Annotated in this window: 13 protein-coding genes and 1 pseudogene; 6 read left to right on the forward strand and 8 right to left on the reverse strand. The window is 55.8% G+C overall.

Translation table 11 applies throughout. The features are described 5' to 3' along the window. The first annotated feature begins 2 nt into the window (after positions 1 to 2). Positions 3 to 1,070, forward strand: a complete 1,068-nt coding sequence (locus AVI_RS27620) for a phosphotriesterase family protein (RefSeq protein WP_015918552.1) — start codon at positions 3 to 5, stop codon at positions 1,068 to 1,070. A 30-nt stretch (positions 1,071 to 1,100) separates the two neighbouring features. After that, a complete protein-coding gene (locus AVI_RS27625; RefSeq protein WP_015918553.1) occupies positions 1,101 to 1,871 on the forward strand; it encodes a glutamine amidotransferase in 771 nt (256 codons plus the stop codon). Positions 1,872 to 1,876: 5 nt separating this feature from the next. Here the strand turns inward: AVI_RS27625 and AVI_RS27630 are convergent, their stop codons facing one another. Further along, positions 1,877 to 2,773 carry a ribokinase gene (locus AVI_RS27630; protein WP_015918554.1) on the reverse strand — a complete coding sequence of 299 codons (897 nt, stop codon included), beginning with the start codon at positions 2,771 to 2,773 and terminating at the stop codon, positions 1,877 to 1,879. Between the two features lie 46 nt (positions 2,774 to 2,819). Between AVI_RS27630 and AVI_RS27635 the strand changes: the two genes are divergently transcribed. Together AVI_RS27635 and AVI_RS27640 are read left to right on the forward strand one after the other, a co-directional pair. After that, complete coding sequence (locus AVI_RS27635) at positions 2,820 to 3,662, forward strand: BtpA/SgcQ family protein (protein WP_015918555.1); 843 nt, start codon at positions 2,820 to 2,822, stop codon at positions 3,660 to 3,662. 5 nt (positions 3,663 to 3,667) lie between these two features. Further along, on the forward strand, positions 3,668 to 4,963 hold the full coding sequence (locus AVI_RS27640; RefSeq protein WP_015918556.1) for a Zn-dependent hydrolase: 1,296 nt from the start codon (positions 3,668 to 3,670) through the stop codon (positions 4,961 to 4,963). Between the two features lie 37 nt (positions 4,964 to 5,000). Here AVI_RS27640 and AVI_RS27645 read toward each other — a convergent pair whose 3' ends face one another. The 3 genes from AVI_RS27645 to AVI_RS27655 all read right to left on the reverse strand — a co-directional run bounded on the left by AVI_RS27645 (position 5,001) and on the right by AVI_RS27655 (position 10,671). After that, a complete protein-coding gene (locus tag AVI_RS27645; RefSeq protein ID WP_015918557.1) occupies positions 5,001 to 8,084 on the reverse strand; it encodes an efflux RND transporter permease subunit in 3,084 nt (1,027 codons plus the stop codon). Continuing rightward, on the reverse strand, positions 8,081 to 9,136 hold the full coding sequence (locus tag AVI_RS27650; RefSeq protein ID WP_015918558.1) for an efflux RND transporter periplasmic adaptor subunit: 1,056 nt from the start codon (positions 9,134 to 9,136) through the stop codon (positions 8,081 to 8,083). The genes AVI_RS27645 and AVI_RS27650 overlap by 4 nt, the downstream gene beginning before the upstream one ends. Before the next feature lie 62 nt (positions 9,137 to 9,198). After that, positions 9,199 to 10,671: an efflux transporter outer membrane subunit gene (locus AVI_RS27655; protein WP_015918559.1), complete on the reverse strand. Its 1,473-nt coding sequence runs from the start codon at positions 10,669 to 10,671 to the stop codon at positions 9,199 to 9,201. A gap of 155 nt (positions 10,672 to 10,826) precedes the next feature. On the opposite strand from AVI_RS27655, the gene AVI_RS27660 reads away from it, so the two are divergent. Continuing rightward, positions 10,827 to 11,513, forward strand: a complete 687-nt coding sequence (locus AVI_RS27660; RefSeq protein ID WP_015918560.1) for a response regulator transcription factor — start codon at positions 10,827 to 10,829, stop codon at positions 11,511 to 11,513. Continuing rightward, positions 11,513 to 12,784, forward strand: a complete 1,272-nt coding sequence (locus AVI_RS27665; RefSeq protein WP_015918561.1) for a HAMP domain-containing sensor histidine kinase — start codon at positions 11,513 to 11,515, stop codon at positions 12,782 to 12,784. The genes AVI_RS27660 and AVI_RS27665 overlap by 1 nt, the downstream gene beginning before the upstream one ends. 98 nt (positions 12,785 to 12,882) lie before the next feature. Here the strand turns inward: AVI_RS27665 and AVI_RS27670 are convergent. From AVI_RS27670 to AVI_RS27685, 4 genes and pseudogenes are all read right to left on the reverse strand, one after another. After that, positions 12,883 to 13,630: pseudogene (locus tag AVI_RS27670) on the reverse strand (IS6 family transposase). Then, the gene (locus AVI_RS31315; RefSeq protein ID WP_156599473.1) at positions 13,627 to 13,764 is read right to left on the reverse strand and encodes a hypothetical protein; all 138 of its coding nucleotides are present in this window, start codon (positions 13,762 to 13,764) and stop codon (positions 13,627 to 13,629) included. Before AVI_RS31315 ends, AVI_RS27670 begins: the two are co-directional and overlap by 4 nt. Before the next feature lie 153 nt (positions 13,765 to 13,917). Continuing rightward, a complete protein-coding gene (locus AVI_RS27675) occupies positions 13,918 to 14,808 on the reverse strand; it encodes a LysR family transcriptional regulator (RefSeq protein WP_015918562.1) in 891 nt (296 codons plus the stop codon). 1,283 nt (positions 14,809 to 16,091) lie between these two features. Then, positions 16,092 to 16,859 (reverse strand): IS6 family transposase, encoded by a 768-nt coding sequence (locus tag AVI_RS27685; protein ID WP_015918564.1) that lies wholly within the window; start codon positions 16,857 to 16,859, stop codon positions 16,092 to 16,094. Positions 16,860 to 17,089 lie beyond the last annotated feature (230 nt).

Consider the following 17,089-nt stretch of genomic DNA (forward strand, 5'->3'; position numbering starts at 1 on the left):
ATATGACCAGTGAACTCTCTGAGGCTCATATCCGCTCCGGCAAAGTGATGACGGTGGCCGGCCCCATCTGCGTGGACGAGATGGGCGTAACCTTGATGCACGAGCATATCCTCAACGATTGCCGTTGCTGGTGGCATCAGCCCAAGACGCCTGAGAGGCAATATCTGGCGGAAGGCTTTGTCTGCATGGAAATTCTGGGCGAATTGCGCCAGGACCCCTTCGTCAACAAGCACAATATCACCCTGGATGACGAGCCTTTGGCGATCACCGAGCTGATGGATTTTGCCAAAGCAGGTGGCAAGACTGTGGTGGAGCCAACCTGTCAAGGCATTGGCCGAAATCCTCTGGCGCTGCGCCGGATCGCAAAAGCCTCCGGGCTGAATATTGTGATGGGAGCTGGCTATTATCTGGCTTCATCCCACCCCGCCAAGGTGGCGGAGATGACGGTGGAGGCCATAGCCGATGAAATTGTGCAGGAAGCGCTGGTTGGTGTCGATGGCACCGATGTCAAAATCGGCCTGATTGGTGAAATTGGCGTATCGTCTGATTTCACCGCTGAGGAAGAAAAGTCACTGCGGGCCGCAGCCCAGGCGCAGCTACGCACCGGCCTGCCGCTGATGGTGCATCTGCCGGGCTGGTATCGGCTGGGTCACAAAGTGCTGGATATTGCCGCAGAAGAAGGGGCAGACCTGCGCCACACGGTGCTGTGCCACATGAACCCATCTCATGATGATCTCACCTATCAAGGCGAACTGGCCAGCCGGGGAGCCTTTATTGAATATGACATGATCGGCATGGATTTTTTCTACGCCGATCAGCAGGTGCAATGCCCCAGCGATGAGGATGCCGCCCGCGCCATCGTCAAGCTGGTGGAGATGGGCCATCTCGACCGCATCCTGCTCTCCCATGATGTGTTTTTGAAGATGATGCTCAGCCGCTACGGCGGCAATGGCTACGCCTATATTCTCCGGCATTTCTTGCCGCGCCTCCAGCGTCACGGCCTTGGTGCTGACGCTCTCACCACCCTCATGCGGGGCAATCCCCGTTCGGTCTTTCAGGCTGCCGCCTGAGACCTGTTGCATAGATAAGGAACACATATCATGACAAAGAAAATTCTCCTCGTGGGTGAAAGCTGGGTCAGCTCCGCCACCCATTACAAAGGTTTTGACCAATTCGGCAGCGTCACCTTTCATCTGGGCGCGGAGCCGCTGGTGAAAGCGCTGGAGGGCAGCGAATTTGAGCTGACCTATATGCCTGCCCATGAAGCCGTGGAAAAATTTCCCTTTGAGATGGCGGGTCTCGATGCCTATGATGCCATTATCCTCTCCGACATCGGGGCGAATTCCCTACTGCTGCCGCCTGCCGTGTGGCTGCATTCCAAAACCGTTCCTAACCGCCTGAAGCTGATCAAGGCCTGGGTGGAAAAGGGCGGCAACCTGCTGATGGTCGGCGGTTATTTCTCGTTCCAGGGCATTGACGGCAAGGCCCGCTGGCGTCGCACGCCGGTGGAAGATGTTCTGCCCGTGACCTGCCTGCCCTATGATGACCGGGTGGAAATCCCCGAAGGCTCAACCGCCGATGTGATCAAGCCCGACCACCCAACAGTTGCTGGCCTCACCGGTGAATGGCCTTTGCTGCTCGGCGTCAACGAGGTTGAGGTGCGCGACGGTGATGATGTTGAGGTGGTTGTGCGTTTGCCAAAGGATCAGGGCAGCCATCCGCTGCTGGTCACCGGCACGTTTGGCAAGGGCCGCACCGTGGCCTGGACGTCTGATATCGGACCCCATTGGCTCTCGCCTGCATTTTGTGAATGGGAAGGCTATGGCAAGCTGTGGAAGAACATTCTGGGCTGGATGACGCAAGCGCGGTGATGCTCTCACGTGGCGAAGATCGCGGCCAACTCGGTCTGTGATGGAAACGCAGACCGGGTTCCCCGGCGACTGACGGTGATGCTGGCGGCCTGTGCTGCGTGGCGCAGCGCCAGGCCATCGGGCATGACATGGCGCAAACTGCTGGATGCCAGCGCAACCGCCATGAACGTGTCGCCTGCGCCTGTGGTGTCAACAGCAACGGATGGAACGGCTGGGATTGTGGTGGTGCCGGTGCGATCCGCCAAGATTGCACCCTTGCCGCCAAGGGTGATGATGACGGTACCAACACCGGCATCACGCAAGCATTGGGTGGCGGCTTCGCCGCTTTCACCTGTCAGCTTATCGGCTTCGCCCTGGTTCAAAAAGGCAATGTCGATCAGCGACCAAAGGGCGGCAAAGCCGGGCCGCAGCGGTGATGGGTTAAAGGCGGTGATCATGCCGCAGCGTTTGGCCTCGTGGAGGAGGGCAGCCGTGGTGTCATCGGTGAGATTGCCTTGGAGAATGGCCAGATCGCCGGGTTTTGCCGTCTGTAAGACACTGGTAACATGCTCAGGCCGGACGCTGGTGGCACAGTCTGTTGTGGTGATGATGGCATTTTCGCCATCCGGCGTGGTGAAGATCATCGAGATATCGCTGGCTTTATCGACAAGCTCGATCAAGCGGCTATCGATCGGCTCCAGCGACAGGCTCTGCCGGATCATCGAGCCGCGAAGGTCGTTGCCGACAGCGGCAATCAGCGTGGTGTCCAAACCGGCGCGGCCCAGAACAATCGCCTGGTTGGCGCCTTTGCCACCCAGATCCGTGCTTTGCTGCTGGCCAAAAATCGACGCGCCGGCCTCTGGCATGGTCGGTACGGACATGATTTCATCGATTGCGACATTACCGATTACCCAGGCACGCATCACAGACTTTCAACACGCATGGCAGGCTTTCAAAAGGAAATGAGAAATGCTGGATATATCCGACAACACATCAAGCACTATGCGAGAAATTTTCGGGCGCGACAAGGCGCTGATCGGCATGATCCATTGCCCGGCATTTCCCGGTGCGCCGCGCTATCGCGGCGCGAGCATGACAGAGATTTACGATGCCTGCATGCTTGATGCCGAAGCCCTGATCGAAGGCGGCATGCATGGACTGATCATTGAAAACCACGGCGACATTCCCTTTTCCAAACCGGATGACATTGGGCCGGAAACATCTGCTTTCATGAGCGTTGTCACTGACCGCATTTGCCGTGCGGTTGGCGTGCCACTGGGCATCAATGTCCTGGCCAATGCACCCATTCCGGCCTTTGCCATTGCCATGGCGGGCGGGGCAAAATTCGTGCGGGTCAACCAATGGGCCAATGCCTATGTCGCCAATGAAGGCTTCATGGAGGGACGGGCGGCGGAGGCCATGCGCTACCGTTCCATGCTGCGGGCCGAACATATCAAGGTGTTTGCCGATAGCCATGTCAAGCACGGCGCCCACGCCATCACCGCCGACCGCACCATTCAGGAATTGACCCGCGATCTCGCCTTTTTCGATGCCGACGCGGTGATTGCCACCGGCCAGCGCACCGGCAATTCCGCGACCATGGAGGAGATTGAAGAGATTGGAGCGGCGACACATCTGCCCCTTTTGGTTGGTTCGGGTGTTTCCAAGGACAATATCGTCGAGATCCTGAAACGCACCAACGGCGTTATCGTCGCTTCATCACTCAAACATGGCGATGTCTGGTGGAATCCGGTCGATATCGAACGGGTCAAAGCTTTCGTGGCGACGGCCCAGCCCGGTTTGAAAGCATAAATGCCATGGCACAGGCGGGTAAAGGACTGTTAGAGGTCAATGGCGAGCGGCTTTTGGCCCGATTGGACCAATTTGCCGCGATTGGCGCAACGCCCAAAGGCGGTGTTAATCGGCAGGCCCTGACGGCGCTTGATCGTCAGGCGCGGCAATTGCTGGCCGATCTCGGCCAAACGCGTGGATTTTCTGTCTATCAAGATCCGATCGCCAACCTGTTCCTGCGCCGCGAGGGCCAGAACCCGGATTTGCCGCCGCTGCTGATCGGCAGCCATCTCGACAGCCAGCCCTCTGGCGGGCGGTTTGATGGTGCGCTGGGCACACTCTGCGCCTTCGAAGTTTTGGAAACATTGGAAGACAATGGCATAGACACCGTCAGGCCTGTCGAGGTTGTTGCCTTCACCAATGAAGAAGGCTGCCGTTTTGCACCCGGATGCATGGGGTCCATGGCCTTTTCGCAGGGTGCCATTCCCGCCGCATGGCATACAGCGCGGGCAACGGATGGCGCGCTGTTTTCCGATGACTTGGCAGCAACGCTTGCTGATTTGCAAGGCGCTGCCATGAGGCCGCTGGGCTTCCCGGTATTTGCTTATCTTGAAGTGCATATCGAGCAAGGCCCATCCTTGGAAAAAGAGGGTCTGCCCATCGGCATCGTCACGGGCATTCAGGGCACCCGCTGGCTTCAGGTGACCATCTCGGGCCAGACTGCCCATGCAGGCACCACAGCACTGTCCTACCGCAAAGACCCCATGCGCGCCGCCGTCTCCGGCTTGAACGTGCTTTATAACGACATCATGCCGCAAGATGCCCATTCACGCCTGACAGTCGGCCGGTTCTCGCTGGAGCCGGGGGCCATCAATGCCATTCCGGCAGCGGTGACGTTTTCGCTGGATATCCGCCACCCCAATGTTGAGCAACTGGATCTGATCGAAGCGAAGATACGCAAGGTCCTGCAGGATCTTGCCGTGGAGAATGGATGTGGTCTCGAAATGGAACTGCTCTTCGATATGGCTCCAGCGCGTTTCCCGGATCATCTGGTTACCATACTGGAGGGTGCGGTTGTTAAGGCTGGTTTTGCCCATAAATCCATGGTGTCCGGTGCTTTTCACGATGCACTCTTCATCAATCGTGTCGCACCCTCTGCGATGATTTTCACTCCATGCCGAGATGGATTGAGCCATAACGAAGAAGAGTATGTAATGCCTGCGGATTCTGTCGCAGGGGCGCAAGTGCTGCTGACCGCGAGCTCGCAACTCCTGTCAAACTTGGCGACACAGGCATCTGTCGTTGTCGCTCACCTCCGTTAGAGTGCCAGAACACAGCCAATCAACTGAATCGAAACCATCAGCCGTTCACGGATTCCCCATCAGCAACATCCTTTTGGCTCTTCATGAAGGGCCGTTTGACAAGGCCCAGCAGGTCATCAACAAAGGTGAAAATGACGGGGATCACCAATAGGCTCAGAACGGTGGAGGTGAGCAAGCCGCCAATCACAACGATGGACATGGGTTGACGGAAGCTCGTATCTCCGCCGCTGAGGCTCAGCGCAACAGGAGCCATGCCAGCGCCCATGGCGATGGTTGTCATCACGATGGGGCGGGCGCGTTTGTGGCAGGCATCGATCAGCGCCTCGTAGCGGTCCATGCCATTGCGTCGCGCCATGATGGCATATTCCACCAGCAGAATTGAATTCTTGCTGACAATGCCCATCAACATCAACAGGCCGATGACGGCGGGCATGGAGAAACTCGTACCCGTGGCAATCAACGGAAAGAGTGCGCCACCAAGGGAGAGAGGAAGTGCCATCAGGATTGTCGCTGGCTGCATGAAATCGTGGAACAACAAGACCAGCACCGCATAAATGCAGAAGATACCGATGCCCATCGCCAAGGCAAAGCTGGTGAACAATTCCGACATCCGCTCAAGCTCACCCTGCTGCACAACATGCACCCCCGGCGGAAGGTGGCTCAATCCCGGCAGCGCCATCGCCTCCTTGTTGACGTCTCCCAAGGCACGGCCATTCAACTGAATGGTGAAGGTAATGTTGCGTGATCTGTCGATCCGATCAATCTCCGAGGGGCTGCCCCCGATTCGGATTCCGGCAATCGCGCCGAGTGATACTTTGCCGTTTGTCCCGGAGAGTTGCAGTTGCGAGATGGCATCAAGATTGCGAATATATTTCGGATCAAGCCGGACACGGATATCGATCTGCCGCTGCGGAAGATTGAACTTGGACCGTGATGTGGAATAGTCGCCATCAGTTGCCACGCGCACAACATCCGCAATCGTATCCGAGGTGATACCCAAAGCCGCTGCACGGGCAAAATTCGGGCTGATCTGGATTTCCGGGGCCTGTCTGGCCGCGCTGGATGTAATGCCGCCAATGCCTTTCAAGCCATGCAATTGTTCTCCCACAACAGCAGCGGTCTGATCGAGAAGAATCGGATCGTCGCTTGCCAGCGTCAACTGAAGCTCGGTGCCATTGCCGCCGTTGCCAACTTCGACACGCACACCTGCAAGCTCCTGTAGGACATTGCGCATCTGTTGCTCGATCTGCGATTGCTTCAGTTTTCGATCATTGATTGGGGTAAGGTCAACCACCAATGTGGCGGTTGTCACGTCGCTGGTTGTGCTGCTATCGGCACCGCCGCCACTTGTGGAGGAGCCGACGACAGTGAACACACGCTTGATGTTTTCAAGGCCTGAAATCAGTTTTACGGCTTTCAGCGACATGGCTTCCGTGTCGGAAAGCTCTGATCCCGGCGGCATTGTCAATGTCACTTGCGTCTGCGCGTTGTCAGAGGCCGGGAAGAACCCGGTCTTCAGCAGAGACACGGCTGAAAGTGACACGACAAGAAAGACGATAATGCCAAGACTGGTCAGAAAACGGTGGCGCAGGCATGCGCGCACAATGGAGAGATAGGTCTTCATAATGACCCCATCCACTTCCACTTTCGGCGTCGCCTTCATCATATACGCAGCCATCATCGGCGTCAGAAAACGCGCAACCATCAGCGATGCCAGCACTGCGACGGCGGCAGTCACACCGAACTGCTTGAAGATCAACCCGGGAATCCCGGCCATAAACGCGGTTGGCAGAAAAACCGCAACCAGCGTGAATGTTGTCGCAATCACCGCAAGGCCGATCTCGTCGGCGGCCTCCATGGCGGCATCAAAGGGCTTTTTGCCCATGCGCAGATGTCGCTCGATATTTTCAACCTCGACGATGGCATCGTCAACGAGAATCCCGACCACCAGCGAAATCGAAAGCAGCGAAATCGTATTGAGGCTGAAATTCGCGAGATAGATCACAAGGAATGTCGGAATGATGGACAGCGGCAAAGCCACAGCAGACAGAAGGGTTGCGCGCAAATCGCGCAAGAAGAGAAACACCACAACAATCGCCAGCGCCGCCCCCTCATACAGCATGTGCATCGACGCTTCATAATTGTCGATTGTCGGCTGAACCGTTGTGTAGGCCTGCACAATCTCGACTTCGGGATGCTCGGCTGCAAATGCTGCCATCACCCGTGTCAGGTCGGTGGCCACACCCGTATCGGAATAGCCGTTGCTGCGTTTGACCTCAACGGCGATCACCGGCGTTTGCCCCATATACGCAAGCGATGAACGTTCGGAGAAGCTATCCGTCACCTTGGCGATCTGGTCGAGACGCACACTTTTGCCATTGGAAAACGGAATTGAAAGTGCTGCAATGTCTTTGACGGAGTTGACGGCACCCAATGTGCGCACTGTCTGATGCAGCCCGTTCAAATCTCCACGGCCGCCGGAGGCATTTTCCTGCACCAATTTCAGCTGGGACGACACATCTGCCGCCGTGACACCAAATGAAGTCAGCAAGTCCGGGTTGATATCAACATGAATTTCGCGGTCCACACCGCCAAAACGATCAACCTCGCCAACGCCTTGGGCTTTCAGCAGAGCCTTGGTCATGTCATTGTCAACGAACCACGACAGTTCCGTTTCATTCAGCTTTGATGATCGCACAGCATAGGTCTGGAGCACCGACGATTGCACTGTGACCCGCGAGACGCTGGGTGTCTGCATCGCCGATGGTAGATCGGTGACGCTATCCACCGCATTGCGAACTTCATTCAGCGCCTGTTCCCCGTCTTTTTCCAGACTGAAGGAGACGCTGATCGAGACGGAGCCGTCGGTAATTGTTGTGGTGATATGGTCCAGCTTGTTGAGGGTTGCCAGCTTGTCTTCGATCTTGCGCGCAACTTCGGTTTCAAGTTGCGATGGCGCGGTGCCATCCAGTGTCGCGCTGATCTTGATTGTCGGCAGGTCCATGTCTGGAAACTGCTGAATCTTGAGTTTCTCGAAGGCAATCAAGCCGCAAACGGTCATGAGTGCAAACAGGAGAATGGCTGGAACCGGATTGCGGATGGAAAAAGCTGAAATATTCATTTGGTGGCAGCCTTCACAAGCACGAGATCATTGTCGGACAGGAAGGAGCCCCCTGCTTCCACAATTTGTGCTTGAGCCTCAATCCCTGAAAGGATTTCAACCCGGCCGTTATTGCGTCGGCCAATGTCCACACGCAAGCGCGTAACCCGGTTATCGGCATTGACCCTGAAGACGTAATTGATGCCGTCACTATACACCAAAGCGGTTTCGGGCAGGGTGAGCGCGGGCGTGACGGCAAGCTCAATGGTGCCGGATTCGTAGAGGCCAACCCGGATATCGGGATCATTTGGAAGGGTCACATAGATTGTGCCGCGTCCCGTGTCATTGCTGACAATCGGGCTGACAAGGCGGACGGTGCCTTCAAAACTCTTGCCCGATGGATCATGGCCCGATGGATCATGGCCCGATTGATCATGAATGGTGGCCTTGGCACCGGGATGGATGCGCGGCAGCTGATAGGACGGAACTTCCGCCTGCCACTCAACTCGCCCTTGGCGCACGAGGCGAAACAGCTCGGTTCCGGCTGAAACCACATTGCCAAGATCGGCGGAACGCGATGAAACAATGCCGCTGTCGGGTGCTGTTATTGTTGTCTGCGAAAGCGTGATCTTGCTTGATTCAAGCGAGGCTTCATCAGACGCGAGATCGGCTGCGTCTGTCTGTTCGGTGATGTAATAGCCAAGGGTGTCCTGATCCGACAGCGCACCAGAACCCGTGACCTTTTTTGCCCGCACGCTATCGGCTTTCGCTTTGGCAAGCGTGGCCTTGGCAGAGGCGACAGCCGCTTCCTGCTTGTGCACATCGGCGATGGCGCTTGCATCCGACAATCTCGCCAGCACATCGCCCTTCTGCACCACAGAGCCGATATCAACCAGAATATCCGTGATCTTTAAAGAGCCGGTTTCTGCGGCAACAATTGCTTCCTGCCACGCCGCCAACCAGCCGCTGACCGCAATCGTATCTGCCCATTGCAATGTTTGTGGTGTGGTAACGGACACTGTCAGCGCCGCAGACTGCGTGGTTTGCGCTTGATCGGTCTTGGAAAAGCCCATGGATGGCACGCCAAGACACGCCACCGACACAACAACCAACCCCGCACGGCGGAAAACTGAACTCACTGTTTTACTCCTTTGGCATCTACGTCACTTGCCATCTCGCCGCCCGTTGCATTCGGGGTCCAGCCGCCGCCCATCGCCTTGTAAAGAGCGATCCAATCGCGCACGGCATCGCGTTGATTTTCCACAAGCGTTAACTCGGCGGCCTGCAACTCGCGGCGCGCATCTTCGCGGTCAAGAACACTTGCCCCGCCCGCTTTCCAATTGGTGTCTATGGCTTTGAAATACGCCCGATAGTTCTTTGCCGCGACCACAGCATCACCAATCTGGCGCTCCGTGCTATCGACATTCACCATCGCCGTTTCCACGGCGTTGATGGCGGTCAGAACACCGGACTTGTAACTGGCAATGGCCGCCTTATAGGCCGCTTCCTTATATTTGACGGTGGCGCGAAGTGATCCCCCGTCAAAAATCGGGATTGAAACCGCTGGCCCAAACGACCATGGCAAGCTTGTGCCACTGGATGTCGAATGGCTCGCCGTCAGCGTGCCGCTGAGAGAAAAGCTTGGGTAAAGATCGGCTTTGGCGGTTGCGACATCGGCAAGCGAGGCGGCGGCTTCTTTTTCCAGCGCATTCACATCCGGTCTTTGCCGGATAACATTGGCCGGAATTGCATCAACGGACAGTTTCGCAGGGCGCGGTATTTTCGACGAGCTTTTATTGAGAATATCGCGCACTTTGTCTTCATCAACAGCAACGAGTTCGGTAATCGATTTGATCAGAACCTCGCAATCCGCCACCTGTGACTTCAGGGACGAAGACGTGCTCGCCGCACTTGCTTTGATCAGGGCCAGATCGGAACTCGATTTCAATCCGGATGCGGTGGAAACCTCTGTCGCCTTGACCGTCTGTTGTTGAGAAACCAGCTCGGCTGCATAAATGCCCTGCAACTGCCGACATCCCTTGTATTGCACGTAATCATCGGCAACCTCAGCGGCAAGCGTTACGCGGGCATCATACCAGTCCGCCGTTTCCTCGGCGACGCGCTGGCGGGCGGCCTCGACGGTGTTGCGTGTCTTGCCGAAAAAATCCAGCTCCCAAGATGCATCCAGCTCTCCGGTGCCCGTGGTGGAGGGGGCCACGCGATTGGCTTTCGATCCCCGCGTTCCAGAACGGTCATAGGATCCAGAACCGGTCAGGGATGGGAAATAGTCCGCCTTTGATGAGGCCAAGGTGGCGCGGGCTTCTTCAATCTCGGCAACTGCGGATTCAAGGGTGGGGCTGTTGGCTTCGGCGGTGCGCAAAAGCTCTGAGAGGGCAGGATCATTAAAGGTGTTCCACCAATCAACCAGCTGTGCGGTGCTGCCCGAATGCGGCAACGTCGCATGCCAGCGGTTTGCCAATTTGGAAATATCCACATTTGACTGGGTCACCGCCACGCAGGCCGACAAGGGTACAACAATCAGACTGAGCCACCATTTGCCATGCAGCTTATTGTTCGGTTGAAGTGCATTGTCATGTGCTGGCGTCATCAGATCCGGCCCTGGTTTCGCAATCGTCCGGACCAATCTTTAAAGATGTGAATGTTAAGTGCCGTCAGGGATGTGTAAAATTGGGTAAAATAACACTTGCTAGCCGTGCGGCCGGTTTATCCTGTCCTTTATAAGTTCAATGGCAGACCAGATCGATGACCAATGTCCTCTTGATTGACGATGACACGGAGCTGACCACGATTCTGAGTGAGTACCTGACAGGGGAGGGTTTCACGGTATTCGCAGTGGTCAATGGCAAGCAGGGACTGGCCGAGATCGCTGCCCGCAGGATCGATATGGTCGTCCTTGATATCATGATGCCGCAAATGAACGGAATTGATGTTCTGCAGCGGATACGCCGTGTCAGCGAGGTCCCCGTCCTCATGCTCACCGCCCGTGGCGATGACGTAGACCGCATTTCCGGCCTCAACCTGGGTGCCGATGATTATGTGGCGAAACCCTGTTCATCCGGTGAGCTTGTGGCCCGACTACGCGCTATCCTCAGGCGCGTTGGACCAGACAAGGATGTCGAGACTGAGCAATTACGATCCGGCGATCTGGTTCTGAACCCGGCCAACAGAACTGCGGAATGGCGAGGCCTGCCGTTTGAACTGACAGGAACGGAATTTATCCTGCTTGAAGTCCTGGTGCGCAATGCGGGACAGCTGATTTCAAGGCAGTTTATCTCAAAGCAGGCATTTGGCCGTCCGCTCGTCGCCTTTGACCGGCGTATCGACGTCCACATCAGCAGCGTGCGGCAGAAACTGGGCCGACGCGAGGACGGGCAGTCCTGGATCCAGTCCGTTCGCGGGCAGGGTTATCAACTCATCCGGGATGTTTGATGACAAGGCTTTTCCGAAAATTCTTCATTTTCGTCTGGCTGGCGATGACCGTGTCCATTGTTGGCATCATTTCATTGGATAGGGTCTTCCATCTGTTTCCGCTGAAAAGCGAGAGGCAGCAAGAACGCATCTCGTTTGTCTTGCAGACCATAGGGGAAGTGCTTGAGCAAAAAGGCTTGGTCGAGGCCGGTAAGTTTGCACAGGCTTGGGTCACTTTCGCAAATCCGGTGATTGTTAGTATTTCGTCCGTGCCGAATCTTCAATGCGCAACGGGTAACGACGAGACCCTGACCATTTACCGCCATCACGACGGCGCTTGTTTCCGTCTTTCCAGTCAACTCAGACATTATAATTTCATCGAGGACGCGCTTCCAGATGCTTTGCCCTGGATCGCCACAGTTATTGCCAGTACGTTATCGGCCCTTTGGATCACGCGCTATCTGGTCGGTCCTGTGGCCAAGCTCAGAAACGGGCTCAGTGCCTTGGCGAAAGGCGATTTTCACACCAGAATCGGTGGCAATTTCGGCAAAGGCCAGGATGAAATCACGGCGCTGGCAATGGATTTCGATGTGACAGCCGCACGCTTGCAGGAATTGCAGGAAGCGCAACAACGGCTCTTTCATGATGTCTCCCATGAACTCCGCTCGCCACTCTCGAGATTACAGGCCGTTTTGGGCATGCTGGACAAGAATCCGGGCCGCATCGATATGATCGCCTCGCGTATGGGGCGGGAAGTCATGCGGCTCGACGCCCTTGTCGACGAGATCCTGACGCTGGCACGCATAAGCTCGCCGGAACATGCACCGCCAGAACGCCAGACTATTGATCTCATTGATCTGATAACCCGGATTGTCGATGACGCCTGCTTTGAAGGGCAGGATCGGGGGGTCGATGTGACCTATAGCGGCTGCGACAGTTTTATCGCAACATTGAACGGAGAACTCATCTACCGGGCTATAGAGAATGTTGTTCGAAACGCAGTCAAATTTACAACGGACGATTCGACCGTTGCCGTGACGGCGCAGGCGTTTCGGGATGTCCTGTCGATCAGCGTCACAGACAATGGCCCCGGCGTTCCCGCTTGCGATCTAGAGAGGATCTTTCTACCGTTTTCCCGATCCGAAATAGGTGAAACCGCGAAGGGTCACGGGCTTGGCCTTGCCATTACGCGCAAAGCCCTCGAACTGCATCATGGCAGTGCAGTTGCCAGCCTTACACAAGAAGGTCATCTTTTGATGACGCTGAAAGTGCCAGCTTCTCCTGGCTTATGAAACAGCACCGAAGACTGGGTCTGACTCATATGTGGAACGGCCCGGGGCTTGTCGCAAAGATTTTCGTGGGTCTCGATTATCCCCTAAACGGTGTGTATTTATACTTTGTTAACCTTTTGCAGTCCGAAGAGGCGCGCAAGCAGATCGTTCTGGTCGTTGACGGTCCAGCCGCCGGAATAGCCGAAGCCTTTCCTCAACCACAGCATTGCCTCGAAACCCGCGATGGTTCGCCGCGCAGTGTTGAATGACTGGACCCCGCCGATCTTCGGCATGTTCTTCTTCAGCCGTAAGTGGTCGCTTTCGATGCCTTGTTGGAGATGCTTGGTGGCATAGTGCACAGGGTCTGGATGCAACAGCCCGCTATCGACCGATGTTTTGATCGCCGACGGAAACGTATTGGCGGCCATCCGTGCCGATCTTATTCGGCGACAACAAGGGCTCGTTCTTCAGCATGTTGCAGAAGAACCGCTTGGCGGCATCAAGATCGCGCTTTGCCGTCAGCAGGAAGTCGACGGGATTGCCGTGCTTGTCGATTGCGCGATCACGTATCGCCACTTGCCGCGGATCTTGACGTAGGTCTCATCGACGCGAAACGAGCTGCAATGTGGCCGACGAAACTGATGTAACCGCTTCTCGATCATCGGTGCGTAGGCCAGAACCCAGCGGTTGATTGTGCTATGGTCAATCTCGAAACCGCGTTCCCGGAACATTTCCTCCAAATCGCGATAGCTAAGCGGATAACGTAAATACCAAGGCAACCGCCTGCACGATCAGCCACGCCTCAAAATGGCGTCCCTTGAAATCGTCTTTCGATTGGCGTTTCAGCTTCTCGGTAATGGCATTCAGACCATCGGTACGCTCCGCAACAATTGGAGCGGAATTTCTCTTCCGATGGTCAACATACCGTTAACCGAAAAAATTTGCGACAAGCCCGGCCCAATGACCGCCCATTCTTCGTCGCTCAATTCATGACGGCGCATGGCAATCTCCTTTCAAGGAGATTGAATCACATACCGTAAACAAGATGAACCCCGTTTATGGCGACACTGCCTAGTAGAGCGTGGATCGTGGCGAAGTTACAAACTGGGTCAGACTCTGCCGATAATCAACTGCTATATCCTGAGAACTTACACCTAGTACACTTTCAAGGCACGTGACATGAAGTCGATGAAAAGACGTGTGCGCCGTGGCAGGAAATTGCTCTGCGGGTACATGGCATATATCGTCAGCGGTTCCATGGTCCAGTCGGAGAGCAGTTCCACCAAGCGTCCTTCCGCAAGCTCTCGGGACACATAGGGGCGCGGGATACGAGCAATGCCCATGCCTGCCACGGTCAGCGATTTGATCGCCTCGCTACAATTCGATTTATGCTGAGCACGGACGCTAACATAGCAACTTTCCCCCTGAGCGGAAAAGCGCCATTTCTGGTCGCCGATATTGGCACCGTGTACCACGAGCTGATGATCCTCTAGATCCTTCGGGCTTTTGAGGCTTTGCGACTTCTGCACATAACTGGGCGCTGCGCATATGGCATAGGTCACCGAGCCGATGCAGCGCGACATCAGCGTCGAATCCTCCAGGCGTTGACTGGCCCGCACAGCCACGTCGAAATTTCCCTCAACAAGTTGCTGCTTCTCTTCGCTGAGGCAAAGATCCAGCGAACATTCGGGGTTTTCCTCATTGAACTGCGGAAGGACCGGAAGGATCAGATGCAGTCCCAATGTCACAGGCATGGTCACGCGCAAGGTCCCGCGAAGCTCTGCCCCGCTCTGGCTGGCAACTTCATCGGCTTGTTCGTGACGCCATAAAAGCTCGCTCACAATCTGGTAATATCGCGATCCTGCCTCGCTGGGCATGACACCGCGCGTGGTGCGATTGACCAAGGTCACCCCAACATGGGCCTCAAGCTCGCGAATATTCTTGCTGATCGCGGGACGAGAGAGTCCAATATTATTTCCAGCTTTAGTAAAGCTTCGAGCTTCGATAACTGCGCAAAATACTTTCAACGCGGTGAATCGATCCATTAACGCATTCCTTGAAAATCTTTATTTTTAAATACAACAGAAAATTTGTTGTGTAATACCATATTTCTGAGTCGATGAAAGTCTGCTCCGGCAGATGTAAACAGTGATTTGCTGACAGACGCTTGTAAACTAACCGATTTCACAGATGTTGGTGAGAGGCCAAAACACCGAGCTACAGAGCCGTATTCCAAGATCTTTGGAGGTGCGGGAAATATGCCAAAGGCGCTGGATCCCACCACCGGCCACTGCGATAAGGTGATGGTCGTCGGCAGGACACCAGCTTCCCGACACAGCGAATTCTGGCGACCTGGCCTGGAAGCCGTCCTCACTGGCGCACATCTGCAATAGCCGTGGATCCAAGGCAAAGGCCGTTCTCTGGGCCTTAGCGTGGCTTCGATGGCGGTCCAGTATTGCAGCGCCGACAGTCCGGCGGGAAGCGGCGCAAGATTCGGAAGAACGTCGCCCCACCCAGCCCGGGCGGGCATCTGTTCGATATCGAGCCCCACAGGAGCCATCCGGTCCAGGGCTAGCCTGACCCAAGCGCTGCAGTGGCTGAGACTGAAATGCACATCGCTGTCGCGCAAGAACGGAACGTTTCAGCAGATGCGCGGCTTCGAACCGCCTCTGATCAAGCGCGGAGCGGAAATGGCCCAGACGATGAAGCTCTTCTGAGGAAAGCCAGTCGCGTGAAAAGCGACAGTCTGCGACGACATCATGCGGGGCCGCTATGATCACCGTTCGCGGTGAACGCGTTGAAGGGGGACATATCATCGGAATCGAAGCTTGAAGACGCTTCAGCTTCTGCATTGGTCCTACCATCCGACCGTAAGGCGCTGCCCCGCTTTCGCACGAAGCTCTAAGGTCCAGCATGGCGACAGCGAAATCGGCACAAGAGATGAGTGAAACCCCGTCCTCCTGGGTCCTCAGCGTATCGCGGCCAAGCGCATAGCGTCCGGTGCGTCGCTCCTCGGTCAGAAGCGCCGCCGGACGCAAGCAAATCCAGTCCATACCGTCGCTCTCGCTCAAAAGATGGTCCTGCCGGTCGCAGGCTTCGGCTATCGGGCGAAAAACCTAGCCTCGGGCAGAAATCCGGGCGCTGATAAAACCGTATGACCGCGACCATCTGCCAAATAAAGCGGCGCTGCGCCGCCGTTCAGATAAAGGCGCTTTTTGGCTTTTCCCACCGCCTTTATGCATAATTCCTTAAATCGGAATCGATTTAAGGTGAAAAGGCTCTGTTGCAAAGATTTCAACCGGCGAGGGACTTCCAGTGTTCTCTGCTGTTAAGCGGTGTGAGCTTGGAGATTCTGGGCGAGCAGAGCTGCGGCTTCAGTCAGAGCGCTTGGTCCAAGTCCGAAAGCCCGTTCAACGATGCGGGCCTCTCCGCGGATGTCTTTTGTAAGGTTGAAAATAGCCGCTTGACCCTTGCGTAACGCCCGCATGACCTCGAAACCTTTAATCGTCGCATAGGCCGTTTTCAGCGTCTTGAACCCTCTCACTGGCTTTATCAGTTGTTTCAACTTGCCGTGATCGGCTTCAACGACATTGTTCAGGTATTTGACCTGTCGATGCACAAGCTCATCGGGACATTTGCCTTCAGCTTTCAATTGCGCGATGGCAATTCCATAGGTTGGGGCTTTGTCAGTGTTGATAACTCTTGGCTTTTCCCAGTCTTTCAGACCATTCAGAGCCTTGCCGAGAAAGCGCTTGGCCGCTTTGGCATTGCGCGTCGGTGACAGATAGAAGTCGATCGTGTTCCCGAACTTGTCAACGGCGCGGTACAAGTATGTCCATTTGCCACGAACCTTCACATAGGTTTCATCGACCCGCGAGCTCGTTGATTGGGGCCGCCGCCAGTGCCAACGCAGCCGCTTCTCGATTTCCGGTGCATATTTCTGGACCCAGCGATAAATCGTGGAATGATCAACGGCGACGCCCCGTTCGCCCATCATTTGCTCAAGGTCGCGGTAGCTCACCCCATAGCGGCAATACCAGCGAACTGCCCACAAGATCACCTCGCCCTGAAAATGACGCCACTTGAAATCGCTCATCAAAAGTCTCGCTGAAAACTATCTCCCCTATTTCCAGCACAAACGGAATCTTTGCAACAGAGCCTTCGCGGCGCCGCGCGCCAGCTCGGCGAAGGTCAGGTCGAAGCCAGTCCCAGCCTCTCCGAGCACCGCTAAATCCTGCGGCCGCGCCAAAGAGACCTTATGCAGCATCGCAGCAAGACTGGAATGCGGTCCATCGTCATGTACCGTTTCAATCACAAAGCTGCCGT

Source organism: Allorhizobium ampelinum S4, assembly GCF_000016285.1.
In the GTDB taxonomy this organism is placed as follows: Bacteria; Pseudomonadota; Alphaproteobacteria; order Rhizobiales; family Rhizobiaceae; genus Allorhizobium; species Allorhizobium ampelinum.